We start from the raw sequence: 23,992 nt of genomic DNA on the forward strand, positions 1-23,992 counted from the left end.
CCGACCGCTTCGGAGGAACCATGTCCGACCTCTCAGCGACGCTCGAACACCGCGTCGTCCATCTGCAGTGCGAAGGCGTCTCCGTCGTCCTCGTCCAGCACAGGACCCGCCTCCCGACGATCGCGCACTGGGGTGCCGCCGTCGATGCCGACGACCTCGAGTGGCTTGCTGCGGCCACAGCCACCGTGCGCGGCGACCTCGTCGACGGATCGGACGCGCCGTACGAGCCGAGCCTGTTGCCCGAGCACGCGTCGGGCTGGTCGGGTCTCCCCGGCCTCCGGACACATCGCGCCGGGACGGCCTGGTCGTCGCGCTTCGACGTGGCCTCGGTCGAGGTCGACGGAGCGGCTCTCCCGGCCGGCGAGGTGCGGCAGTGCGGCGCCGCACTGGTCGAGGTGACCGCGGTCGACGACCAGACCGGCATCGCTCTCCTCGTGGCGATCGAACTGACACCGAGTGGCCTGCTGCGCACGCGCGTGACGGTCACGAACCGGGGCGACGACCTCCTGGAGATCGAGGGTGTCGTGCCGGCCCTCCCGATCCCGACGTCGGCTCGGGAGATCCTCGACTTCGCCGGTCGGTGGGGCAACGAGAAGCTGCCGCAGCGGCTTCCGGTCACGACCGGGACACACCTCCGCGAGTCGCGGCACGGTCGCCCCGGTCTCGACGCCACCGGGGTCACCGCGATCGGAACACCGGGGTTCGACAGCCGGACCGGTGACGTCTGGCTGTGCCACGTCGGTTGGAGCGGCAACCACACGATCGGCGTCGAACGCACCGACGGACACCTCACGTTCCGTGGCGGCGAGCTGCTCCTGCCCGGCGAGGTCCGACTCGGCCCTGGCGAGGACCACCGGACTCCATGGGTGTACGGGGCCTACGGCGTCGGCCTCGATGCCGCCTCGTCGCGGTACCACCGTCACCTGCGCTCGACCTCGCGGGCGGCTCGGCGTCCGCGCCCCGTCACCCTGAACGTCTGGGAGGCGGTCCTGTTCGATCACGACCTCGACGTCCTCTCCGAGTTGGCGACCCGGGCCGCGGCCATCGGCGTCGAGCGCTACGTGCTCGACGACGGATGGTTCCGCGGACGTCGCGACGACACCCGCGGCCTCGGCGACTGGACACCGGACCCCGAGCGTTGGCCGGACGGTCTCGCGCCGCTCGCCGACCGGGTGCGATCACTCGGTATGGAGTTCGGGCTGTGGTTCGAACCCGAGATGATCAACGAGGACTCCGACCTCGCACGCGAGCACCCGGACTGGATCCTGCGGGCGAGGGACGAGCTCCCGTCGCCCGTCCGGCACCAGCAGGTGCTCGATCTCGGCAATCCGGCGGCCTTCGACCACATCCTGCAGGCCATCGACACGCTGGTCGTCGAGCTGGGGATCGCATACCTGAAGTGGGACCACAACCGCGACCTCGTCGATGCCGGCCATCCGTCGACCGGGCGGGCGGCCGTGCACGACCAGACTGAAGCCCTCTACCGGCTGCTCGATGAGCTCCGATCGCGGCACCCGCACCTCGAGATCGAGAGCTGCGCCTCCGGTGGAGGCCGCATCGACCTCGGCATCCTCGAACGGTCCGATCGCGTCCACACCTCCGACAACCACGACCCGATCGAGCGGGCCCGGATGCTCCGGTGGACGGGGCTCCTCGTCCCGCCCGAGATGCTCGGGTCGCACGTGGCCTCGGCCAGATCAGCCACGACCGGACGCACGCACCCGCTCCACACCCGGTGCGCGGTCGCCCTCCTCGGGCACTTCGGCGTGGAGTGGGATCTGCGCGAGCTCGACGATACGGATCGGACGACCCTCGCCAGATGGATCACCGTGTTCACGCGTCATCGCGGACTCATCGCCACCGGCCGCGTCGTCGGCGACGGCGAGTGGGACGACGACGCTCCGACCCTCCGCGGGGTCGTCGCGGAGGACGGCACCACCGCGCTGTACACCCTCGTGACTCCCCCGAGGTCGGCCGACTCCCGTCGACGGGTCCGCTTTCCCGGACTTCGCCCGGACGGTCACTACCGCCTCGCCGTCGCGCAGGACGATTCCCTCGGCCCCCGCTGGGTGATCCCCCAGTGGCTCCGGGATGCGCCGCCACTCGACGCCGACCCGGCCACGCTCGCGGCGGCGCCCGTGCTGAGCGGTGGCCAGCTCGCCGTGATCGGCCTCGACCTCCCCACCTTCCAGCCCGACCGCGCGATCACGATCCTCGTGACCGCCGTCTGACCCACGACCCGCTGTACAGAACAGGACCACATCACCCATGGACTCCACTGCGACCGTCACCGTCGACCTCGACCGGCCGGGCCCCACGATCAGTCGACACGTCTACGGCCACTTCGCGGAACACCTCGGGCGCGGGATCTACGACGGCTTCTGGGTCGGCGAGGACTCGCCCGTGCCGAACGTCGGCGGCATCCGGCTCGACGTCGTGGAGGCGCTCCGCGAACTGCGCATCCCGAACCTCCGCTGGCCGGGCGGCTGCTTCGCTGACCGCTATCACTGGACGAGCGGCATCGGACCTCGTGAGGACCGCCCGAAGCTCGTCAACACGCAATGGGGCGGGACGAGCGAGACCAACGCGTTCGGCACCCACGAGTTCATGGAGCTGTGCGAGCTCCTCGGTGCCGACGCCTACGTCTCGGGCAACCTCGGCTCGGGCACCGTGCAGGAGATGGCCGACTGGATCGAGTACCTGACCGGTGCCGGGGAGACCCCGATGGCCGAGTTGCGTCGGGCGAACGGCCGGGAGGAGCCCTGGGACGTCCCGTTCTGGGGCTTGGGCAACGAGCCCTGGGGGTGCGGCGGCAACCTGCGCGCCGGCGCCTACGCGGACCTCGCACGCCAGTTCGGCACCTTCTGCGAGAGCGGCGGGAAGGTCCCGCTCTACCGGGTCGCCGCCGGCGCCGACGGGTTCGACGTGGCCTGGACCAAGACGCTGATGGAGGTCGTCGCCGACGTGGCCACCCACCCGTTCTCGGCGACCCCCTGGGAAGCCGTCTCGGTGCACTACTACACGATCGGCGGCAGCTGGAAGGCGAAGGGCAGCGCGACCGGGTTCGACGCTGCGGAGTACTGGAGCACGATCACCGCAGCACAGGGCGTCGAGCAGCTGCTGTCGTCGCACGCCGCCGTCATGGACGTGTACGACCCGGAGGAACGGTTCGGCATGGTGCTCGACGAGTGGGGCACCTGGTGGGACGTCGAGCCGGGCACGCACCCCGGGCATCTGTTCCAGCAGAACACCATCCGCGACGCCATGGTGGCCGCCTGGCACTTCGACGTGTTCCACCGCTTCGCGGGTCGGCTGCGCATGGCGAACATCGCCCAGACGGTCAACGTCCTTCAGGCGATGCTCCTGACCGATCCCGACGGCGGCGAGATGGTCCGGACGCCCACCTTCCACGTCTTCGAGATGAACAGCCCGCACCAGGACGCCACGTCCCTCCCGACGCACGTGGTCGGGCCGGTCCGCGACGCCGACGCCGCACACGCGGGTGGCATCCCGACCGTCTCCGCCTCGGCGAGCGTCAAGGACGGCGTCCTCCACTGTTCACTGACGAATGTCGACCTCGACGCACCGCTCGTCATCGAGGTCGACGTCCGTGGCGGATCCGTGGTCGAGCCACACGGCCGACTGCTCACCGCTGCGCGGCCCGACGCCCACAACCGTCCCGGTGAGACCGACGCCGTGTCACCGCGACCACTCACGGGTCTCGACGTCACACCGACGGGTCTCCGCGTCACGCTCCCACCGCACTCGTTCGCAACGATCACGGCTCAGGTCGTCGCGCCATGAGCGAGGTGGAGATCGCGGTCACCGCGGTGCGTGCAGCACGTCGGGCGCGGGCGGACCGCCCGCCGATGGGCTGGAACAGCTGGGACTGCTTCGGAGGGTCCGTCACGGAGGCCGAGGTACTTGCCAACGCCGTGTTCCTGGCCGAGCACCTGCTGCCCGCCGGCTGGGACACGGTGGTCGTCGACATCCAGTGGTACGAACCGGCGCCCGGCGTCGGCGACTACGAGCGCGTCTCCCAGCCGACGCTCGACGCCTGGGGCCGACCGCAACCCGCGCCGAACCGGTTCCCGTCTGCGGCGTCGGGCGGCTTCCGCGCGCTCGCCGACCGCGTGCACGCGCTCGGGCTCCGCTTCGGGGTGCACCTCATGCGTGGCGTGCCGCGTCTGGCCGTCGACCTCGACCTACCGATCCTCGGTTCGACCGCCCGCTGCGGGGAGATCGCCGATCCGTCCAACGTCTGCCCGTGGAACCCCGACAACGTCGGCGTCGACATGACCGCCCCGGGCGCCCAGGCCTACTACGACTCGGTCATGGCACAGCTCGCGGGCTGGGGTGTCGACCTCATCAAGCTCGACGATGTGCTCTACCCACCAATCCAGACCGCCGAGATCGAGGCCATCTCGCGGGCGATCGACGCGACCGGTCGACCGATGGTGCTCAGCCTGTCCCCGGGGAAGCGACTCTCGACCGAGCACCTCGACACCCTTCGATCGACGGCGCAACTGTGGCGGATCTCCGACGACCTCTGGGACGACTGGTCGGCGGTGCTCGAACAGTTCCAGCGCCTGGCCCGCTGGGCGCCCCTCCAGCGTCCGGGGGCGTGGGCCGATGCCGACATGCTCCCGCTCGGGCGGATCGGCATCCGGGCCCACGTCGGTTCGGACCGGCTGAGTCGCCTCACCCTGGACGAACAACGGACGCTCATGACCCTCTGGTGCATCGGCCGGTCGCCGCTCTTCTTCGGCGGCCACCTCCCGGACACCCCGGCGCACACGCTCGCGCTCCTGACCAACCCGGACGTGCTCGCAATGCTCGGCAGCGACGGGAGCCGGGAGATCATCCGCGACGGCGACCTCGTCGTCTGGGCGGCTGAGCTCGGCGAGACCCGGTGGCGCGCGGTGTTCTGGCTCGGTGATGCGGACACCGGGATGCGGGTGCACCTGGCCGATCTCGGTTGCGCCGATCGATCGTCCGTCACCGAGCTGTGGAGTGGTCGGCCGTTGCCGGTCGTCGACGGCGCCGTCGACACGTCCCTGCCCGCGCACGGTGCAGTGCTGCTCCGACTCGACCACTGATGGATGACCGACAGCAGCGCGTCGAGCGTCATCGAATCGAACTCGACGGACCGGCCACCCGGTTCGTCGATCGGTTCCCCATCGGGAACGGGACGTTGGGCGCGGCGCTCGACGGTGTGCCCGGACGGGAGGGCATCGACCTCTCCCTGGACACGTTGTGGTCGGGAGGTCCGCGACGTCCGGGCGGTGGGCTGGCACTCCGCCCGCGTCCCAGTCCGCTGGAGGCCGTGCGCCGGGCGATTACCGACGGCGACCCCGTCGCGGCCGATGCCCGTGCGGCTGCACTGCGCGGGAGCACGTTCACCGAGTCCTTCCAGCCGCTCGGCCGCCTCACGGTCGAGTACGCGTCGCCCGACGACGGTTCGCGCTCGACACGGACCTCCGATCTCGCGCGCGGCGTCGTCGAGACGACGTCCACGAGCGGTGGCGAGGCGGTCACGCTCCACGCGTTCGTGTCGGCGGTGGACGACGTGCTGGTCGTCGAGCTGCTGGGTGACGGTGTCCGTGAACCGAGGGTCGGCTTCGCGACGCCGCACCCGTCGACGACGGAGGAGCGCACGGTCGGCGACACCCGATGGTGGTCGGTGACCGGCCGTGCGCCGGCGAGCGTGCGACCCTCGTATCTCGGCGGTGACGATGACGAGACCATCCGGTACCCGACCGACGTCCCGGATGCCGACGGTCTCGTCGACGCCGGCATGGCCTGGGCGCTGTCGATCGCGGTGCAGCCGATCCCGGGCGGGTTCCGCCTCGTCGCCGGTGCGCGTTCCGGACACCGCGGGTGGCAAGATCGACCGCTGGGTGACCCGTCGACGCTGCTGGAGCGCACCCAGGCGACGGTCTCGCGTGCGTTGCGGCGAACCGGGCAAGCGCTGCTCGATCGGCACGTCGCCGACCACCGGTCGCTCTTCGACCGCGTCGACCTGGATCTCTCGGCATCGGCGTCCGCGTCGGCCGACCTCGCGGAGCGGTACTTCGACCTCGGACGGGCGCTCCTCATCGGCAGCTCCCGACCGGGGACCGAACCGGCGAACCTCCAGGGGGTCTGGAACGATCAGGTCAGGCCACCCTGGAGCGCGAACTTCACCACCAACATCAACCTCCAGATGAACTACTGGCCGGCGGAGAGCACCGGCCTGGGTGACCTGGTCGAGCCACTCACCCGGTTCATCGGCGAACTGGTGGACGCCGGGCGGCGCACCGCCGGCGAGTCCTACGGCCTCGACGGGGCGGCAGCCCACCACAACAGCGACCTCTGGAGGCACACGGACGCCGTGCCGCTCGACGCGCACTGGGCGAACTGGCCGAGCGCGCTCCCCTGGCTCGTCGCGCACCTCCACCGCCGTCTGGACGACGGCGGTGCTGATCACGCCGCGCGCGTCGCCGTCCTGCAGACCGTCGAGCCGGTGGTCTCGTTCGTCCTGGGAATGGTCGTCACGGATGCCGACGGATCGCTGGTCGTGAGTCCGTCGACCTCGCCGGAGAACCGGTTCGTGGTCGACGCGGATCACACGGCGGCGGTGACGGCCGGTGCGGCGATGGACCAGGAGCTGGTGCACGAGTGCCTCCGCGAGTACCTCGCCCTCGCGGAGCGGGTCGGCGACGGCATCGCGGACGTCGGGCTCCTGGCTCGAGCACGCGACACCGTGGCCACCCTCCGACCGCCGCAGGTCGGCGCGGACGGAACGCTCCTGGAGTGGGCCGAGGAGCGGGAGCCGACCGAGCCCGGCCACCGGCACCTCTCCCACCTGTACGGTCTGTACCCGGGGACCCGGATCACCGAATCGGACACGCCCGAGCACTTCGACGCAGCCCGACGCGCACTGCGACGGAGACTCGAGAACGGCGGTGGCGGAACCGGGTGGAGCATGGCCTGGTTCCTCTGCCTGGCTGCACGACTCCGTGATCCAGGGCTCGCGTCCGAGGCGCTCCACACGCTGCTCGGTCCGCTGTCATCGGCCTCGCTGCTCGACCTGCACCCGATGGGCGACCTCGACGACGTGTTCCAGATCGACGGCAACCTGGGTGGGACGGCCGGTGTCGTCGAGCTGCTCGTCCAGGGGCACGGCGGTGTCCTGTCGCTGCTGCCGACCCTCCCGGCCGAGTGGTCGGCGGGACGGTTCCGAGGGTTCCGGGTCCGGGGTGGACACGTCGTGGATGTCGAGTGGAGCCGTCATCGCCCCATCGCGGCGACCCTGCGTCTCACGGCCGGCGGCGTGCTCGTCGAGCTGCCGGACGACGGCTCGATGATCGCCATCACGGGCCCTGGCGGCGCACTGCCGACCCGGTTGGAGGACGGCGGGCCGGCCGGGCGGCGGCGGATCAGGCTCGATGAGCCTGGCATCCACCGGCTCGGGTTCGCACGTCCGCCCGGCCACCCGGAGGACTGACCGCGTATCCCGGATGCGGGCTACTCGGCCTGTGCCTCGGCCTTCGCCGCGGCGATGGCGGCGTGCACCTCGGACATGTCGAGACCGCGCACCTGCGAGATGAGGTCCTCGAGTGCCGGCGCGGGGAGGGCACCGGCCTGGGAGAAGACGAGCACACCGTCGCGGAACGCCATGAGCGTCGGGATCGACGTGATCTGCATCCCGCTCGCGAGCTCCTGGTTCGCCTCCGTGTCGACCTTGGTGAACACGACGTCCTGGTGCTGCTCGCTCGACTGCTCGAAGACGGGGCCGAAGGCCTTGCACGGGCCACACCACTCGGCCCAGAAATCGACCAGGACGATGCCTTCGGCCGACACGGTGTCCTCGAAGTTCGAGATGGTCAGTTCCTGCGTGGTCATCGTGTGCCCTTCGGATCGGTGGTCGGACGCGTCGCATCCGACTGACGAGCCTACCCGCGGACGACGGGCCGTCCTCCCCTACCGCAGCGGAGTCGGTGGTATGACGATCGTGACGTCAGACGGCGGCGAGGCGCAGGTCGAGCCCGATGTCGGTGAGCGACTCGGCGACGTCCTCGGGCAGATCGGTGTCGGAGACGACCGCGTCGAGCCCGTCGAGTGGAGTCACGTTGAAGCGCTCGAACGTCCCGAACTTCGTGCTGTCGGCGAGCAGCACGCAGCTCGACCCGGCGGCCATCGCCGCCTGCTTCAGCACCACCTTGTCGGACACCGGCGTCGTGACGCCGTGCGCGAGATCCCAGGTCCCCGTGCTGAGGAAGACGACGTCGAGGTTGACGGCGCCCAGGGTCGCCGCGGCGAGGGCCCCGCTGGACGATCCGCTGGAGACGTCGACGACGCCCCCTGTATGGATGGTCTCGATCCCCGGGTGGTCGAGGAGTGTCGTGACCACCAGGAAGTCGTTCGTGACGACGGTGAGGTTCCGTCGGTCGGCGAGGAACGGGACGACGGCCTCGCACGTGGTGCCGGCGTCGAGGAACAGGACCATGTCGTCCTCTACCAGGCCGGCGGCGAGTTCGGCGATCGCACGCTTCCGCGGCAGTTCGAGCCCCGCTCTCGACGCCCGCTCCCGGGGTGGTTCCGATCCGCTCCGTTCGCTCAGTCGGACGCCGCCCTGCACCGAGACGACCTGACCGCCCTCCTCCAATGCGGCGATGTCGCGACGCACCGTCATGTGGGAGACACCGAGGAGCTCGACGATGTGCCGGATGCTCAACACGCCCGCGCTCCGCAACAGGCGGAGGATCTCCTGGTGGCGTTGCTCCGGGATCAGGGGCGAGGAGGAACTCATGTCGCGAGCCTATCGGTCCGCAGAGATCGATCGTCGTGATTTTGAGACGATATGTGAATCTGTGTGAATCCATGGGGTAATGTGATCCGCGATGCTTACCAAATACGACGTCCTCCGCACGATCCACGAGACCGGCGCGATCCTCATCCTGCGCCTCGACAGCACCGACGAGGCGATCCAGGTCGCGCGGGCGGCGATCGCCGGCGGCTTCCGCGCCCTCGAGATCACGCTGTCCGTCCCCGACGCCCTGGGCGCCATCCGCACCCTCTCCGAGGAGTACGCCGATCAGGGTGTCGCCATCGGCGCCGGGACCGTCCTCGACGCCGAAGCCGCATTCGCCTGCATCCAGGCCGGCGCCCGGATCCTCGTGAGTCCCAACCTCGACGAAGGCATGATCCGCACCGCAGCGCGCTACCAGGCCGTCTCGATCAGCGGGGCGTTCACACCGACCGAGATCGTCGACACGATGTCCGCCGGCGCCGACATCGTCAAGCTCTTCCCCACCGAGATCGCCGGACCCGAGTACCTCAAGACGGTCCGGGCGCCATTGGCGCAGGCACCGATCCTCCCCGCGGGCGGAGCCACACCCGAGAACGTCGGGACCTGGTTCGCCGCCGGTGCCGTCGCCGTGGGCGTCGGCAGCGCGGTCACGAAGGCGGCGCGCGCCGACGGCGATTACGGCAAGGTCACCCGGGCCGCAGAGGAGTTCCTCGCGGCGATCGCCGCCGCTCGGGCCTGAGACCCGTTCCTCGCGCCCTGCGCGACGCAGTACCCACCACCACACGAAGGAGTGCATGGCATGAGCCAGATCGACAGCGAGGCACCGGTCCTCACCAAGGCCGAGAAGAAGAGCGTCCGGATCCGCTGGTTCCTGGTCGGGTTCCTCGTCCTCGGCGGGGTGGTGAACTACCTCGATCGATCCACGCTGAGCGTGGCGAACACGACGATCGCTCAGGAGTTCGGGCTCGACGCCTTCCAGATGGGGCTGCTGCTGTCGGCGTTCTCCTGGCCCTATGCGATCGCGAACCTGCCGGCGGGCTTCCTCGTCGACAAGTTCGGTCCGAAGAAGATGTTCGCGTTCGCAGCCGGTGCGTGGTCGCTCGTCTCGATGGTGACCGCCGCCGCGAACTCGTTCGGCTTCCTGTACGCGGCGCGCGTCGCGCTCGGCATCGCCGAGTCACCGTTCTTCACCTCCGCACTGAAGGTCAATGAGCGCTGGTTCAACAAGTCGGAGCGGGCGCTCCCGGTGTCCCTCGTGAACACGGGCTCGCAGATCGCCAACGCGATCGCCCCGCCCCTCCTCACCTTCCTCCTGCTCACGATGAGCTGGCGGGGCATGTTCATCATCGTCGGCGCGTTCGGCATCGTCATCGCGCTCGTCTGGCTCCGCATCTACCGCGATCCGACGCTCAAGGAACAGTCGATGATCAAGGGCGCCGAGGCCGAGGCCCGCGTGGTCGCCACGGTGGAGCAGGTTGCCTGGGGCCAGCTGTTCAAGCACCGCAACACCTGGTTCATGGTGCTCGGAGCCTTCGGCATCTTCTACACCGTCTGGGTCTACCTCACCTGGCTCCCCAGCTACCTCCAGACCGCCCGCGGCTTCAGCCTCGCCGACAGTGGATGGTTGGCTTCGCTCCCGTTCCTCTGCGGCATCATCGGCGTGGTCTTCGGCGGATGGCTCTCGAGCCGGCTGGTGCAGCGGGGCGTCGGTACCGTCCGCGCCCGGAAGATCCCGATCGTCGGCGGCGCGCTGCTCGCAGCCGCGAGCGTGCTCCCCGTCGCCTACGTGGACAACACCGCCCTCGCCGTCGCTCTGCTGTCCGTCGGGTACTTCGCGTCGCAGGTCCCCATCGGCTGCCTGTGGACCCTGGCCTCGGACATCGCCCCGTCCAACCAAGTCGCCTCGCTCGGCGCGATCCAGAACTTCGGCGGATTCATGGGGGCGGCCGTCGCACCCGTCGTCACCGGTGCGATCCTCACGGCGACGGACGGCAACTACACCCTCGTCTTCCTCATCGGCGGCGTGCTCCTCCTGGTCGGCGCGCTGTCGTACGGACTGTTCGTCAAGGAACGTCCGGCCGCGGCCGTGACGGCGTAGCGTGACCCGATGAGTCCGAAACTCTATTTCGTCATCGGCCCCGCGGGGTCAGGGAAGTCGACGGTGAGCACGCTCATCGCCGAGCGGGTGTCGGCGGCCTACCTCGACAAGGACTCGGTGGCGACCTTCTTCACCGAGACCCTCCTCGAGGCCGCCGGCACCGACAAGCACGAACGGGACAACAACGAGTACTACCAGCGGGTCGTGATGGACCTCGAGTACCGGACCCTCCTCCGGCTCGCCGGAGACAACCTCAGACTCGGCATGTCGGTCGTCCTCGACGCACCGTTCGTGCGGTACTTCCCGCAGAGTGGGTTCCTCGAGGAGGCGGCGAGCGAGCACTCGTGGCCGCAGGAGGTCGACATCGTCGTCGTGCACGTGACCGTCGACGGCACCCGCGTCAAGGATCGCGTGCACGCCAGAGGCTACGAGCGGGACACCTGGAAACTGGCGAACTGGGACGAGTTCTGGGCGACCGCGCAGGCGGCTGAGTGCCGATGGCGCGGAGCCCACCACATCCTGTTCGACAACAGCGCCGACGGCGAAGCAGCTGAACGCCTCGACGAAGCGCTCGCCGCCCTGGCGTGACGCGCCCGTCAGCGCCCGGGCGGCTGCTCCGGGAGGAGCAGGAGCCGGCGCTGTATCCGCGACATGATCAGGAGCACCCCGCCGAGGACCGCGAACAGGACGCCACCACCGACGACGATGCCGCCGATGAACCCTCCGAGGAAGCCGTAGCCGTCGCCGCTGCTGTTGATGAGGATGACCACACCGACGATCAAGGCGAGCACACCGATCCCGAGGACGACCCAGGACATGACGAGATAGGTGCGGAACGCGCGCGCTCCATGGAACGTCGGCCGGATGCCGTACTGGGTTCCGACGTACTGGGCCCAGCGTGAGCCGGTCCACCACCTCGTCGCCCGCGGCGACACGGAGTACCAACCGGCACCGGGACCGTCCTGCTCACCCGGCAATGGACGGACCACGTCGATGACCACGGGGGCGCCGACCGGCTGCGGGATCCGCCGCACCGCGGTCGTCTGGGCGGCGATACCGAACCAGAGCAGCGTCAGGAAAAGCATCGGGAATCCGTTGAACGACAGGTGGCTGGACAGCGCGCCGAGACTGAACTGCGCGATCGCGAGGACGAGGAAGACCGAGCCGAACACCCAGGCCAAGCTCGGCTGCTCGGTGGTCGCCCAATCGGTCCCGGGCTTCCCGTTCTTGACCCTGAGCCCCGTCCAGTGCGAGCCGTCCCACCATCGGAGCTGATCCGGCCCCGTCGGATACCAGCCCAGCTGCGGTCCGGACGGCAGCTGCGACGGCGACACCATGGGAGTCGGCGCCAGCGGTGCGACCGGCATCTGCTGCTGCACCGGCGGCGCGGCGTCGGCCTCCTGAGCAGTCCACTGCGTTCCATCCCACCAGCGCAGCTTGCCCGGCGTCCCCGCCTCGTACCATCCCGGTGCAGCGGTCATCGCTGCTCCTTCCCCCGAAGATCACGCTCATGACGTCCATGCAGCGACCCCAGTGTCCCGTCTGCGAGTCATCGCGGCAAGCCGCCGTTGTCGAACATCGTGCGAGCCAGGTAGTTTGACGGCGACGCGATGAAGGGACCACCGTGGCCAGACGCAAGACGCCGGAGCAGATCGCCGACGAGGAACGTCGCTACGAGCTCGCGAGATCGGCAATCACGTTCGAGGAGTTCTCCGTCCTCGCGAACGACCCCAATCAGGCGATCCGCGCCGCTGCGGCGCACAACCCGGCAGCCGACCCAGCGGCGTTGGAGCTCTTCCTCAAGGACCGCTTCTGGGGTGCGCGCATCGAGATCGCGCTGCACCCGAACGCGACCGACGAGCTCCTGCTCCGTCTCCTCGAAGCCGATCCGCGCAAGCGCGGCGTCGTCCACCACGAGGCGGAACGCCGGCTGGCCGCGAAAGGCGTCCGCTTCGACGACGACGGCCTCCCGCTGATCGACGACGCCGGCACGAGCGCTCGTTGAGCCCGTACAGCCAGGTCGACTGGGACGCGAGCCCCGAGCATCCGTCATCCGTCGCCGAACCGTATCTGATGGGCACCGGCGTCGTCACCGACGAGGACACCGGGAGTCGACCGCTCTCGCCACCGCACCGTCATCCGGACGCCATGCTCGCCTGGTGCTACCGCGGCACCGTGTGGGTGCACCTCCCGAACGCGATGTGGCGCCTCGCACCGGGTCAGGGCGTCTGGATCCCAGCACACACGCCGCACACCGCGCACCACGAGCGCGACTCCACCGGGTGCTACACCTACCTCCCCGCCACCTCGCTGATCGCGCCCGTCGAGACCGTCACGCAGGTCCTGGTCCCGCGTGCGGTGCAGGAGATGTTGCTCCACCTGGGGATCAACGACATGCCGACCGACCTGCGTGTCCGAGCGCAGGCGGTCCTCATCGAGATGTTGCAGCAACCGGCGTCAGACACGGCGGACGGCTGGGGCGAGATCCCGATGCCGTCCGACGACCGTGTCCGTCCGCTCGTCCGTGCGATCCTCGCCGACCCGGGTGACCTCCGGGGCGCGCGCGAGCTGTTCGACGTGCACGGCCTCCACGAGCGCACCGTGCTGCGGATCTTCCAGCACGACACCGGGATGAGTTTCGCCCGGTGGCGGACGGGTGTACGGATGACGCTCGCGGCGCGGCTGATCATCGACGGCATGCCGATCGGGGCGGCAGCGCACCGGTGCGGGTACGCGTCCTCGAGCGCCTTCTCCGCGAGCTTCCGAGCCCGGTTCGGCGTGACCCCGCGGGAGTACGTGGAACGGGTGCAGGCGGACCCCGCCCATCAGCTCTACTGGCGCTGATCCACCCAGGCACGCATCGTCGTGTCGGATCGGCGACAGAACTCGTCGGTTCCTCGACACTGTCACGCCGTGAAGCGCCCTACGATCGTTCTGTTAGGACATGCTTACCTAACTTCTGGATCGCCAGCGGTGATCCCACTCCCCCCTCTTCAAAGGAGCCCCATGCCGCACGCTTTCGCGCGCCCGAACGTCCGCCGAGGATCCAGCCTCCTCGCCGCCGTCATCGCCGCCGCTCTCGCCCTCGCCGGATGTTCGGCCGCCACCGGCGACACCGGATCGACGACGGCATCGACCGACGGCGTCGTCATCGAACACGCCCACGGTGAGACCGTCATCCCGGAGAAGCCGGAACGGATCGTGGCCCTCGGGTGGATGACGCCCGACATCGTCGCCGCCCTCGGCACCAACCCCGTCGGCATCGAAGAGGTCTGGGGTGCCGGTGAGAGCGGCTACCAGCCCTGGTTCGAAGACTACGTCTCCGAGGCGTACGGCGAGATGCCCGAGATCATCCCCTTCACGGATGACGGCCCGAACTACGAGGCGATCAAGTCCCTGAAGCCCGACCTGATCCTCAGTCTCTACTCCGGTGTCACCGACATCGAATACGAGCGGCTCACCGAGATCGCCCCGACCGTCCCCTACATCGAGGGCCCCTGGAACCCGGGCACCTGGGAGGGCATGACCCGCACCGTCGGGAAGGCGATGTCGGAGGAGGCCAAGGCCGAGGAGCTGATCGGCGAGACCGAGGACCTCATCACCTCCCTCGCCGACGCGCACCCCGAGTTCGACGACAAGAGCTTCGTCTGGGGCCTCACGCTGAACGAGGGCGGGACGGACCTCGGCGTCTACCTCGAGTACGACCCGCGGGTCCGCATCACCGAAGCACTCGGTTTCACCTCGACGTCGGCGATGGACAGCTTCCTCGCGAGCGCCGAGGGCGACAACTGGTACACCGGCGTCAGCCTCGAGCAGCTCTACGACGTGGACGCCGACCTGTTCGCCGCGTGGGGCGGAAGCGCCGAGGAAGGGACGTACACGGTCGAGAACGCCGTGGTGTCGCGCTGGGCGCCGATCGCCGCCGGGTCCTACGTGATCTACGCCGACGCCGCCAAGGCCTCGGCGATCAGCGCGCCGACCGTCCTGTCCCTGCAGTACGTCCTGCCCGGCTACGTCGACGACCTCGCAGCGGCGCTGCAGGGCGAGCCGACCATCGACGGCAAGTGACGTCGGAGATGTCCCGGTCCGCCGCCCCGTCAGCAGCGCAGGCTGCGGGCGGGGCGGCGGACGTCCCGACGCCCGGTGGGGCCGGACGCGCGGACGTCTCACCCCACCGCACCAGGACCCTCGCCGCCGGGCTCCTCGTCGCCATCGTGGTGCTGATCGCCGCAGCCGTCGCCTCGCTCGCCATCGGCAATCGGGCCATCGATCCACTGACCGTCGTCCGTGCGCTCGTCGCCTACGACGACGCGAACCCCCTGCACCTCATGGTCATGGAGCTGCGCGTCCCACGGACGCTGCTCGGCATCCTGGTCGGCGCGGCGCTCGCCGTGTGCGGCGGGCTCATCCAGGCCTTCACCCGCAACCCGCTCGCCGACCCGGGCATCCTCGGTGTGAACGCCGGCGCATCGTTCGCCGTGACCTTCGCGGTCGGTGTCCTGGGACTGACGACTCCCGGCACCTACGTCCCGTTCGCCCTGGCGGGTGCGTTCATCCTCACGGTGATCGTCTACACGCTCGGATCCGTCGGGGCCTCGGGTGCGACCCCGATGAAACTGACCCTCGCGGGTGTCGCCCTCGGTGCCGCCTGCACCGGTTTCACCACCGCGATCGTGCTGCGGGACGAAGGCACCCTCCAGGTCATGCGCTTCTGGAGCGTGGGATCCATCGGGGGCCGCACCCTCGACCAGCTCACGTGGGCTGCTCCGCTGATCGTCGCGGGTCTCGTGATCGGTCTGCTCTGCGCCCGGTCGCTGAACGCGCTGACCCTGGGAGACGAGCTCGCCCAGGCGCTCGGTGCGCGAGTGCGCAGCACCCGGGTGTGGGTCGTCGTCGCCGTCACCCTCCTGGCGGGTACGGGCGTCGCAGCCGCCGGCCCCATCGCCTTCGTCGGACTCATGATCCCCCATGTCGTGCGGTGGTTCACGGGCCCCGACCAACGCTGGGTGCTGACGTACTCGATGGTGATCGGCCCCGCGTTCCTGCTGCTCGCAGACGTCCTCGGCCGGATCGTGCTGCCGTCCGGAGAGCTCCGGGTGGGGATCGTAACGGCGCTCCTCGGCGCTCCCATCCTGATCATGCTGGTGCGTCGGAAGCGGGTGAGCGGACTGTGAGCGTCATCGACCATGGACGACGGCTGATCCGCCTGGAGACCGCGCACATCGCGACGCTCGTACCCGTGCGGTCCGTCCTCGTGTGCCTCGCTCTCGTCGTGGTGATCATCGGCGCAGGGCTGTTCGCGACGACGATCGGTGCGTACGAGATCGGCTTCGACGCGGTGATCCGGGCGATCATCGACCCCGCATCCGACCCGGACGTCCGCCAGGTCGTGACCGAGTGGCGCCTGCCGCGGGTGCTGTTCGCGGTGCTCTGCGGAGCGGCACTCGCGCTCTCCGGAGGCATCTTCCAATCGCTCACCCGCAACCCGCTCGGCTCACCGGACATCATCGGGTTCGGTGTCGGCGCGCAGTTCGGCGTCACGCTGACGATGCTCGTCCTCGGGCTCAACACCTACCTGTTCAAAGCCGCCGGGGCACTCGTCGGCGGCCTGCTGACCGCCTTACTGGTCGCCCTCCTCGCGAACCGCCACACCATGTCGTCCTTCCGGCTGATCATCGTCGGCATCGGCGTCTCGGCCGGGCTCGGCTCCCTCACCTCCTGGATCCTCATCTCCGTCAGCGTCGAGCAGGCGATGATGGCGGCGACCTGGGGGGCCGGATCCCTCGCCTCGCTCGGCTTCGACCAGCTGCTCCCCGCAGCAACGGCCTTCGTCATGTTCGCCCTGCTGGCGCGGCCACTTCGACGATCGCTCCCCGTGCTCGAGATGGGCGACGACACCGCCATGGCCCTCGGAGTGCGCCCTGGACGCACCCGGCTGATCGCCATGGTGGTCGGTGTGGCCCTCGTGGCGCTCGTCACCGCCGCCGCCGGCCCGATCTCGTTCATCGCCTTGGCCGCCCCGCAGATCGCTCAACGGCTCACCCGCTCGAACACCCCGATGGGCCTCGCGCCGGTGATGCTCACCGGAGCCGCCCTGGTCGTCGTCTCCGACGCCATCGCCCAGCTGCTCGCCGTCCCGGTCGGCGTGGTGACGCTCTCGGTCGGTGGCATCTATCTGACCTGCCTGCTGGCCGCCCAGTTCGTGCGCCGCACGTGAAAGGAACTCCCATGACCACGTCGCTCCTCGCCCGCGACCTCACCCTGGGCTACGGCGATGCTCCGATCCTCTCCGAGCTGTCGCTCGAGGTGCCGGACGACTCGTTCACGATCATCATCGGACCGAACGCCTGCGGCAAGTCGACCCTGCTCCGCGGACTCGCACGGCTTCTGCGCCCGACCGCCGGTGCCGTCCTCCTCGACGGGGCGGACATCCGCGCGTCGAAGCCGAAGGACACCGCTCGCCGACTCGGGCTCCTCCCCCAATCCGCCATCGCCCCCGACGGGATCACCGTCGCCGACCTCGTCGGGCGTGGGCGGTTCCCGCACCAGAGCGCGATGCGGACGTGGAGCAGCGCCGACGAAGCGGCTGTCTCGGAGGCGATGGCCGCGACCGGGGTCACGGAGCTTTCCCGCCGGCTGGTCGACGAGCTCTCGGGCGGACAGCGGCAACGTGTCTGGGTCGCGATGGCACTCGCCCAGCAGACGAAGCACCTGCTGCTCGACGAGCCGACGACCTTCCTCGACATCGCGCACCAGATCGAGCTGATGGAGCTGTTCACGGATCTGCACCGCATCGGCACCACCCTCGTCGCGGTCCTCCACGACCTCAACCACGCCGCCCGCTACGCGACCCATCTCGTCGCGATGCGCGACGGCGCGATCGTCGCCCAGGGCGATCCGCAGGAGATCATCACCGCCGACCTCGTGGAGGCCGTGTACGACCTGCCGTGCCGGGTCATCACCGACCCCGTCTCCGGTACCCCGCTGGTGCTCCCGCTCGGACGGCGGAGCCGGTGAGCGGGACCACGACGAGTACGCCGCAGCGCCTCTTCGGCATCGCGCTGGGAGCGGACGGTCGCGGCGCCATGCTCGTCGCCGCGACCGGCCTCCTCATCGTGCACGCCCTGTCGGAGGCGGCGATCCCCGTGATCATCGGGGCGACCATCGACCGCGCGGTGGTGCCGTCCGATCCGGTCGCCCTCGGGGTCTGGATCGGGATCCTGGTCGGAACCTTCCTCGTCCTGACGGTGAGCTACCAGTCGGCGTCGCGGCTCATGGTGTCGATCTACGGGCACGGCGAACAGGCGCTCCGGCACCTCACGCTCTCCCGGATGCTTCGGCCGCAACTCTCACGACAGAACCTCTCGGCGGGTGAGGCCCTGACGGTCGTCACGTCCGACACCTACCGGGTGGCCGGCGTCGCCTGGTCGGTCGCGCAGCAGTCGGCGACCATCGCGGCGATCATCGGAGCCGCCCTGGCGATGTCGGTGATCTCGCCCGTGGCGACGATCGTGGTGTTCGTGTCGACCATCGGGATGATGCTCGTCATGCGCGTCGTGTCACGCCCGCTGGAGCGCCGCGGGTTCGCCGAGCAACGGGCGGCGACCGAGGCCGGAGCGGTGGCCGCCGACTTCATGAGCGGGTTCCGAGTGCTCGTGGGCATCGGCGGGCGGGCTGAGGCCGTGCACCGGTATGACGCCGCCAGCGACGTCTCACGACGCGCAGCGACGGCCGCCGGGCGGTCCCTCGCCCTCTTCGACGCCGTGAGCGGCACGCTGGCGGCGTTCGTCATGGCGGCACTCGTCGGCCTGTCCGCCTGGTTCGCCGCGGACGGGCGGATCAGCATCGGCGAACTCGTGACGGTGCTCGGCCTCGCGCAGTTCATCAGCGGATACCTCGCACAGGCGGGTTCCTTCCCCTCGAACTGGATCCACAAGCTCGCGTCCGCCAAACGCCTGGCAGCGGTCGTCGACGCCGACGACCTGCTCCAGGCGAGCGGTCGGCTGGGCGGGCCATCCGGCTTGGGCCCGGCGACGGACATCGTGCTGTCCTTCCGCCCCGAACACCAGGACCGACCGGTGGACGTCCGTGCAGGTGAACTGCTCGGCGTCCGGCCGCCCGACAGCGACACGGCCCGCGCCCTCTCCCGTCTGCTCGGCATGCGGACCCCCGCGGAGCGCGGCAGCGTCTCGCTCGCCGTCGACGGCAGGCTGGTCGACCAGCTGGACCTCGACCCGGTGGCGTACCGCCGTCGTGTGGTCGCGCCACCGCACGGCCAACGCATCATGAGCGGCACCCTGGCGGAGGCGGTCCGCGGTCATGACGCGACCGGCGACCCGGATGCGGTGTTCGTGGGCATGGCGGCGCTCGACGACGCGGTCGTGCAGCTCGGCGGCTGGTCGTCACCGGTCGGTGAAGCGGGCAGACGGCTCTCCGGCGGGCAGCGCCAGCGCGTCGGCATCGCCAGGGCGCTCCATGCCGGTGCGGACGTGCTCGTCCTCGACGAACCGACGTCGGCCGTCGACGTCCTCACGGAGACCCGCATCGCCCGAGCACTCGCGGCGCACGAGGGCACCGTCGTCGTCATCACCACCTCGCCGGTCCTGTTGAACGCCTGCGACCGGGTCGTCGAGCTCACTCCCGGTTCGGAGACCCGCCATGACTGATCCCGCCATGGAGCCCACCACCGCCGAGATGCTCCCCGTCGCCGACGGCTCCCGCGTCCGAACCGTCGTCGGTGCCCTCCTCCGACGCCACCGCGGACGGACCGCCGCCGTGGTGGTCCTCTTCCTCGCAGCCGCCGCACTGGGCGTCGTGATGCCCGCGTGTCTCGGGCGGATCGTGGACGCCGTCGCTTCCGATGCCGGGCTGAGCGTCGTCTCAGGCTGGGTGGCCGCAGCCGCGGTCGGCGCTGTCGGGGCCGTCGCGGTGACGCTGTGGGCGACTCGGGTGCTCACGGGGCTGGTGCAGGACCTCCTCGCCGAACTGCGCGAGGACGTGTTCGCCTCGGCCATGCGGCTCCCGGTGAGCACCGTCGACGACGGTGAGCGTGCCGATCTCCTGTCCCGGGTCACCGGCGACGTCGACGCGGTCGCGGAGGCCGGCGGGAACGTCGCCCCGACACTGCTCTCCGCCGGGTTCGCGATCGGGGTGTCGGCCGTCGCCCTGGCAGCCGTCGACCCATGGCTTGCGGTCGCCGGTCTCGCCTCGGCGCCGTGCTACGTCCTCGGGACCCGTGCGTTCCTCCGGCGATCCCGAGTGGTGTTCCGCGCGGTCCGGATCCGCGAGGCATCGCGTAGTCAGGCCGTGCTGGACGCGGTCGACGGCGCGGAGACCCTCGCCGCGTTCGTGGGCACGGACCACGCGCTCGAACGTGTCCGGGAACGCGCGGCCGCCTCCATCGACGCGCAGATCGAGGGCGTGCGGGTCGCGAACCGCTTGTTCCGATGGATCAACTCGGGTGAGCTCGTCGGACTGTCCGCGATCCTCGCGACCGGCTTCCTCCTCAACCTGCAGGGAACGATCACCGTCGGGCTCGTGACCACCGCCGCGCTCCTGTTCCACCGGCTGTTCGATCCGGTCGGCCGGCTCATCTTCGGGCTCGACGACATCCAGCGGGCCACGGTCGGGCTGGCTCGGCTCGTCGGGGTCATCGACCTCGCAGCAGCGTCCTCCGCGATGCCGGAGTCGCCCTCACCCGTCGGCGGTGCCGCAGACGGTGTCACCGCACCGCCCGGGATCCGAGTGCGCGACCTGACGTTCCGGTATCCGACCACGGACCGTGGGATCGCGGAGGTCACCATCGACGTACCGCCCGGCACGACCACGGCGCTCGTCGGCACGTCCGGCTCGGGCAAGAGCACCCTGGCGCGGGTCGTCGCTGGACACCATCCCCCGACGGCGGGCCGTGTGCTCGTCGGCCACACCCCGTACTACCTGTCGCAGGAGCTCCACCACTTCCGTGGCTCGATCGCCGACAACCTCAGGCTCGGCGCGCCGGACGCCAGCCGGGACGAGATGGTCTCGGCGCTCCGTGCCGTCGGAGCCGAGTGGGCGGTCGCCGCGTTGCAGGACGACCCGGCGGCGGACCCGACCGGATCGACACAGTCGCCCGTGCCGCTGGATGAGGGGCGTATCCAGCAACTCGCGGTCGCTCGGGCGTTCCTGGCGGACCCGGCGATCGTGATCCTCGATGAGGCGACGGCCGACGTCGGGTTGCACCATCGCGACGCCGTCGAAGCGGCGATCGCCGTCCTCCGGACGGACCGGACCGCGCTGCTGATCGCGCACCGGTTGGAGCAGGCCGCCACCGCCGACCGGATCGCGGTCTTCGCGGACGGTCGGATCGTCCAACACGGCACGCACGCGGAGCTCCTCGCCTCCCCCGGCCCCTACCGCGAGTCCTGGCTCGCGCACAGCCCGCATCCGACCCATCACACCGAACCGACCCGAGAGGCCGAGACGCCATGAAGATCCATCGCGGCATCGTGACCGCAGCGACACCCCTGAGTCCGAACCTGATCCGCATCGCCCTCGGCGGTCCGGGCGTCGAGGACTTCGTCAGCACCGGCACGGGCGATGAGTACGTCCGCGTCTTCTTCCCCCACGGCGCCGACCAGACGGACGTCTCACTCCCGGTGCCCGCAGATGACTGGTGGGAGACGCCGGAGGGCTCCCCGCAGGCACCGATGCGGACCTACACGATCAGCGCCGTGCGGCAGGACCCCGTCGAGATCGACATCGACTTCGTCGTGCACGAGGCCGGCGTCGCGGGGCCGTGGGCGGCTCGCGCCCAGCCCGGGCACGTGCTCGGCCTGAACTCGCCCACCGGTCTGTACGCGCCGCCCGCCGACATTGGTTGGCAGGTGCTCGTCGCGGACCTCACCGGCCTTCCCGCAGTCAGGCGCATCGTCGCACAGACTCCGCGAGGACTGCGGACCCGCGTGGTGCTCGAGGTACCGAGCGAGCAGGATCGGATCGCGGTCGAGACGAACGACGACGTGACGGTCACCTGGGTGGTGGGCGGTAACGGACACGGACCGAGTGCGCTGGGCCGACTCGTCCGGAGCGTCGTGGACGAGCGCCTCCCGCTCAACCGGGGTTACATCTGGGTGGCGGGTGAGACGGTGGCCCTCCGCGACGTGCGGAGATATCTGCGCAAGGAACTCGGGCTACCGGCCACCCGGTTCAAGGTCGTCGGCTACTGGACGCCGATCGCCGCGTGGGACGAGAAGTTCGCCGCCCTCCCGGCGTCCGTCCAACAGGAGCTCGACGCGATCTGGAGCACCGAGGATGACGCCGAGCCGGAGGACGTGCAGATCCGGTTCGAGGAGCAGCTCGAGCGCCTCGGCCTCTGACCGCGGTGGGGCGTGTGCCCACGGCCACCATCACCCCAGCAGGCCTCCCGGCGCGAGCCACACCGTGGACTCCCCCGGAACCGCGCCGGCTTGGAGGGCGCCCAGGACGACGGCATCGTGCTCCGCCTCCAGCGGGAACGGCTCAGTGCCGAAGTTGGTCAGGACCTGCCAACCGTTCGGCCGCACGAATCGGATGACGTCCGTCCGCCCCGTCTCGACCCACTCGAGGTGCTCCCCGGTCTGAAGCAGCCTCCGCAGTCGGAGCGCCTCGCGGTAGAGCGAGAGCGTCGAGGCCGGATCCGAAGCCTCCACGTCGACCGCGTACTCGGCGAACCAGGCCGGTTGCGGCAGGTGCGCGACCGCACCTCCGAAGCCGAAGGCCGGTCGGTCCGCAGACCACGGCAGCGGCACGCGGCAACCGTCGCGACCCAGCCCGTCGTACTCGCCGCCACGGAAGAACGCGGGGTCCTGACGCTGCTCCGCCGTGATCGCGGCGACCTCCTGCAGGCCGAGCTCCTCACCCTGGTAGAGGTAGGTGCTCCCGGGAAGCCCGAGGAGCAGGAGCGTCGCCGCTCTGGCGCGTCTGAGCCCCTGGTCGCGATCGATGTCGGACTCGGGACCACCCGCCGCGACCCACTCGGTGCCCTGCTTCACCGGTCGCCCGGCCAGGGGCGGGAGTCCGTATCGCGTGGCGTGACGGGTCACATCGTGGTTGGACAGCACCCACGTCGTCGACGACCCCGTCTCCGCCGCCTGCGCCAGGTTGTCGGTGATGACCGTGCGGAACTCGGCGGCGTCGAAGTCCGCCTCGAGCAGGTCGAAGTTGAAGGCTTGGCCGAGCCCCTCCGCCGAGGCGTACTTCGCCCGGCGCTCCGGTGAACTCACCCAGGCTTCGGCGACCGCGGTACGCGGCGGGTCGTACTCCTCGAACACCCGCCGCCACTCGGCGTACACCTCGTGCACGTCGTCGCGGTCGAGGAGCGGATGGTTGCCATCCTGCGGCATCAGTTCCAGTTCAGCACGACTCGGCAGTGGCTCGGTGAGGTCCTTCGTGAGCATGTGCGCGACGTCGATCCGGAAGCCGTCCACGCCCCGATCCGACCAGAACCGCAACGTCTTCAGGAAGTCGGCGCGGACCTCGGGGTGGTCCCAGTTGAGGTCCGGCTGCTCGGTGGCGAAGTTGTGGAAGTACCACTGGCCGTCCGAGACCCGCTCCCAAGCGGGGCCGCCGAAGACCGACTCCCAGTCGGTGGGCGGTTCCTCCCCCGATGCGCCCTTCCCCTCACGGAAGACGTACCGGTCGCGAGCCGCCGACCCGCGGCCTGCGGCGATCGCCTCCTGGAACCACTCGTGCAGATCCGAGGTGTGGTTCGGCACGATGTCGACGATGACCCGGATACCGCGCTCGTGCAGTGCGGCGATCAGCTCGTCGAAGTCCTCCAGCGTGCCGAGCCGCGGGTCGACGTCGCGGTAGTCCGCGACGTCGTACCCGCCGTCGGCCAGCGCCGAGGGGTAGAACGGACTGAGCCAGATCGCGTCGATCCCGAGCTCGGCGAGGTAGTCGACCCGGGAACGGATGCCCGGCAGGTCGCCGAGACCGTCCCCGTCCGCGTCGGCGAAGCTCCGCGGGTAGATCTGGTACACGGCGGCCTGACGCCACCAGGTGGCGTCGGCCGTCCGCTGGGCGTCGGCGGACTCGGTGTCGGTGTCGGTGTCGACGAGTAGTGCGTCGGTCATGACGGC

At 70.2% G+C, this 23,992-nt stretch carries 20 protein-coding genes; 16 read left to right on the forward strand and 4 right to left on the reverse strand.

Translation table 11 applies throughout. The features are described 5' to 3' along the window. Positions 1–20: 20 nt before the first annotated feature. The 4 genes from ITJ62_RS08320 to ITJ62_RS08335 are packed head-to-tail and all read left to right on the forward strand — an operon-like array spanning position 21 to position 7,489. Positions 21–2,231 carry an alpha-galactosidase gene (locus tag ITJ62_RS08320; protein WP_194600887.1) on the forward strand — a complete coding sequence of 737 codons (2,211 nt, stop codon included), beginning with the start codon at positions 21–23 and terminating at the stop codon, positions 2,229–2,231. Between the two features lie 37 nt (positions 2,232–2,268). Beyond that, the gene (locus ITJ62_RS08325) at positions 2,269–3,804 is read left to right on the forward strand and encodes an alpha-N-arabinofuranosidase (protein ID WP_124769270.1); all 1,536 of its coding nucleotides are present in this window, start codon (positions 2,269–2,271) and stop codon (positions 3,802–3,804) included. After that, complete coding sequence (locus ITJ62_RS08330) at positions 3,801–5,099, forward strand: glycoside hydrolase family 27 protein (RefSeq protein ID WP_228498123.1); 1,299 nt, start codon at positions 3,801–3,803, stop codon at positions 5,097–5,099. The genes ITJ62_RS08325 and ITJ62_RS08330 overlap by 4 nt, the downstream gene beginning before the upstream one ends. Beyond that, positions 5,099–7,489 (forward strand): glycoside hydrolase N-terminal domain-containing protein, encoded by a 2,391-nt coding sequence (locus ITJ62_RS08335; RefSeq protein WP_194600889.1) that lies wholly within the window; start codon positions 5,099–5,101, stop codon positions 7,487–7,489. Before ITJ62_RS08330 ends, ITJ62_RS08335 begins: the two co-directional genes overlap by 1 nt. Before the next feature lie 20 nt (positions 7,490–7,509). On the opposite strand, the gene trxA is transcribed toward ITJ62_RS08335, so the two are convergent. Further along, on the reverse strand, positions 7,510–7,887 hold the full coding sequence (trxA, locus tag ITJ62_RS08340) for a thioredoxin (protein ID WP_056006082.1): 378 nt from the start codon (positions 7,885–7,887) through the stop codon (positions 7,510–7,512). A gap of 115 nt (positions 7,888–8,002) precedes the next feature. Next, positions 8,003–8,794, reverse strand: a complete 792-nt coding sequence (locus ITJ62_RS08345) for a DeoR/GlpR family DNA-binding transcription regulator (RefSeq protein WP_124769268.1) — start codon at positions 8,792–8,794, stop codon at positions 8,003–8,005. A gap of 91 nt (positions 8,795–8,885) precedes the next feature. Between ITJ62_RS08345 and ITJ62_RS08350 the strand changes: the two genes are divergently transcribed. From ITJ62_RS08350 to ITJ62_RS08360, 3 genes are read left to right on the forward strand one after another with little or no spacing between them, the layout of a single operon-like run. Continuing rightward, the gene (locus tag ITJ62_RS08350; protein ID WP_079705839.1) at positions 8,886–9,533 is read left to right on the forward strand and encodes a bifunctional 4-hydroxy-2-oxoglutarate aldolase/2-dehydro-3-deoxy-phosphogluconate aldolase; all 648 of its coding nucleotides are present in this window, start codon (positions 8,886–8,888) and stop codon (positions 9,531–9,533) included. A 60-nt stretch (positions 9,534–9,593) separates the two neighbouring features. Further along, positions 9,594–10,892 carry an MFS transporter gene (locus ITJ62_RS08355; RefSeq protein WP_194600892.1) on the forward strand — a complete coding sequence of 433 codons (1,299 nt, stop codon included), beginning with the start codon at positions 9,594–9,596 and terminating at the stop codon, positions 10,890–10,892. Between the two features lie 9 nt (positions 10,893–10,901). Continuing rightward, positions 10,902–11,480, forward strand: a complete 579-nt coding sequence (locus tag ITJ62_RS08360; RefSeq protein WP_079705837.1) for an AAA family ATPase — start codon at positions 10,902–10,904, stop codon at positions 11,478–11,480. Positions 11,481–11,488: 8 nt separating this feature from the next. Here ITJ62_RS08360 and ITJ62_RS08365 read toward each other — a convergent pair whose 3' ends face one another. Further along, positions 11,489–12,373: a DUF2510 domain-containing protein gene (locus ITJ62_RS08365; RefSeq protein ID WP_194600895.1), complete on the reverse strand. Its 885-nt coding sequence runs from the start codon at positions 12,371–12,373 to the stop codon at positions 11,489–11,491. 143 nt (positions 12,374–12,516) lie between these two features. Here ITJ62_RS08365 and ITJ62_RS08370 point away from each other — a divergent pair, with 143 nt between their 5' ends. From ITJ62_RS08370 to ITJ62_RS08410, 9 genes are all read left to right on the forward strand, one after another. After that, on the forward strand, positions 12,517–12,897 hold the full coding sequence (locus ITJ62_RS08370) for a hypothetical protein (RefSeq protein WP_194600898.1): 381 nt from the start codon (positions 12,517–12,519) through the stop codon (positions 12,895–12,897). After that, entirely contained in the window at positions 12,894–13,736 is an 843-nt protein-coding gene (locus tag ITJ62_RS08375) for an AraC family transcriptional regulator (RefSeq protein WP_194600902.1), read from the forward strand. The genes ITJ62_RS08370 and ITJ62_RS08375 overlap by 4 nt, the downstream gene beginning before the upstream one ends. 162 nt (positions 13,737–13,898) lie before the next feature. Further along, on the forward strand, positions 13,899–14,960 hold the full coding sequence (locus tag ITJ62_RS08380; protein ID WP_194600905.1) for an ABC transporter substrate-binding protein: 1,062 nt from the start codon (positions 13,899–13,901) through the stop codon (positions 14,958–14,960). 8 nt (positions 14,961–14,968) lie between these two features. Next, positions 14,969–16,066, forward strand: a complete 1,098-nt coding sequence (locus tag ITJ62_RS08385; protein ID WP_194600908.1) for an iron ABC transporter permease — start codon at positions 14,969–14,971, stop codon at positions 16,064–16,066. Continuing rightward, entirely contained in the window at positions 16,063–17,109 is a 1,047-nt protein-coding gene (locus tag ITJ62_RS08390; protein ID WP_194600911.1) for an iron chelate uptake ABC transporter family permease subunit, read from the forward strand. Before ITJ62_RS08385 ends, ITJ62_RS08390 begins: the two co-directional genes overlap by 4 nt. A gap of 11 nt (positions 17,110–17,120) precedes the next feature. Next, complete coding sequence (locus ITJ62_RS08395; protein WP_194600914.1) at positions 17,121–17,909, forward strand: ABC transporter ATP-binding protein; 789 nt, start codon at positions 17,121–17,123, stop codon at positions 17,907–17,909. Further along, positions 17,906–19,558 carry an ABC transporter transmembrane domain-containing protein gene (locus tag ITJ62_RS08400; RefSeq protein ID WP_370581869.1) on the forward strand — a complete coding sequence of 551 codons (1,653 nt, stop codon included), beginning with the start codon at positions 17,906–17,908 and terminating at the stop codon, positions 19,556–19,558. Before ITJ62_RS08395 ends, ITJ62_RS08400 begins: the two co-directional genes overlap by 4 nt. Next, on the forward strand, positions 19,551–21,362 hold the full coding sequence (locus tag ITJ62_RS08405; protein ID WP_194600917.1) for an ABC transporter ATP-binding protein: 1,812 nt from the start codon (positions 19,551–19,553) through the stop codon (positions 21,360–21,362). The genes ITJ62_RS08400 and ITJ62_RS08405 overlap by 8 nt, the downstream gene beginning before the upstream one ends. Further along, positions 21,359–22,249, forward strand: coding sequence for a siderophore-interacting protein (locus tag ITJ62_RS08410; RefSeq protein ID WP_194600921.1), 891 nt, complete (start codon positions 21,359–21,361; stop codon positions 22,247–22,249). Before ITJ62_RS08405 ends, ITJ62_RS08410 begins: the two co-directional genes overlap by 4 nt. 30 nt (positions 22,250–22,279) lie before the next feature. Here ITJ62_RS08410 and ITJ62_RS08415 read toward each other — a convergent pair whose 3' ends face one another. Next, positions 22,280–23,986 carry a glycoside hydrolase family 13 protein gene (locus tag ITJ62_RS08415; RefSeq protein WP_194600923.1) on the reverse strand — a complete coding sequence of 569 codons (1,707 nt, stop codon included), beginning with the start codon at positions 23,984–23,986 and terminating at the stop codon, positions 22,280–22,282. Positions 23,987–23,992: the final 6 nt, after the last annotated feature.

It is taken from the genome of Plantibacter sp. VKM Ac-2876 (assembly GCF_015350715.1).
GTDB classification, from domain to species: Bacteria; Actinomycetota; Actinomycetes; order Actinomycetales; family Microbacteriaceae; genus Plantibacter; species Plantibacter auratus.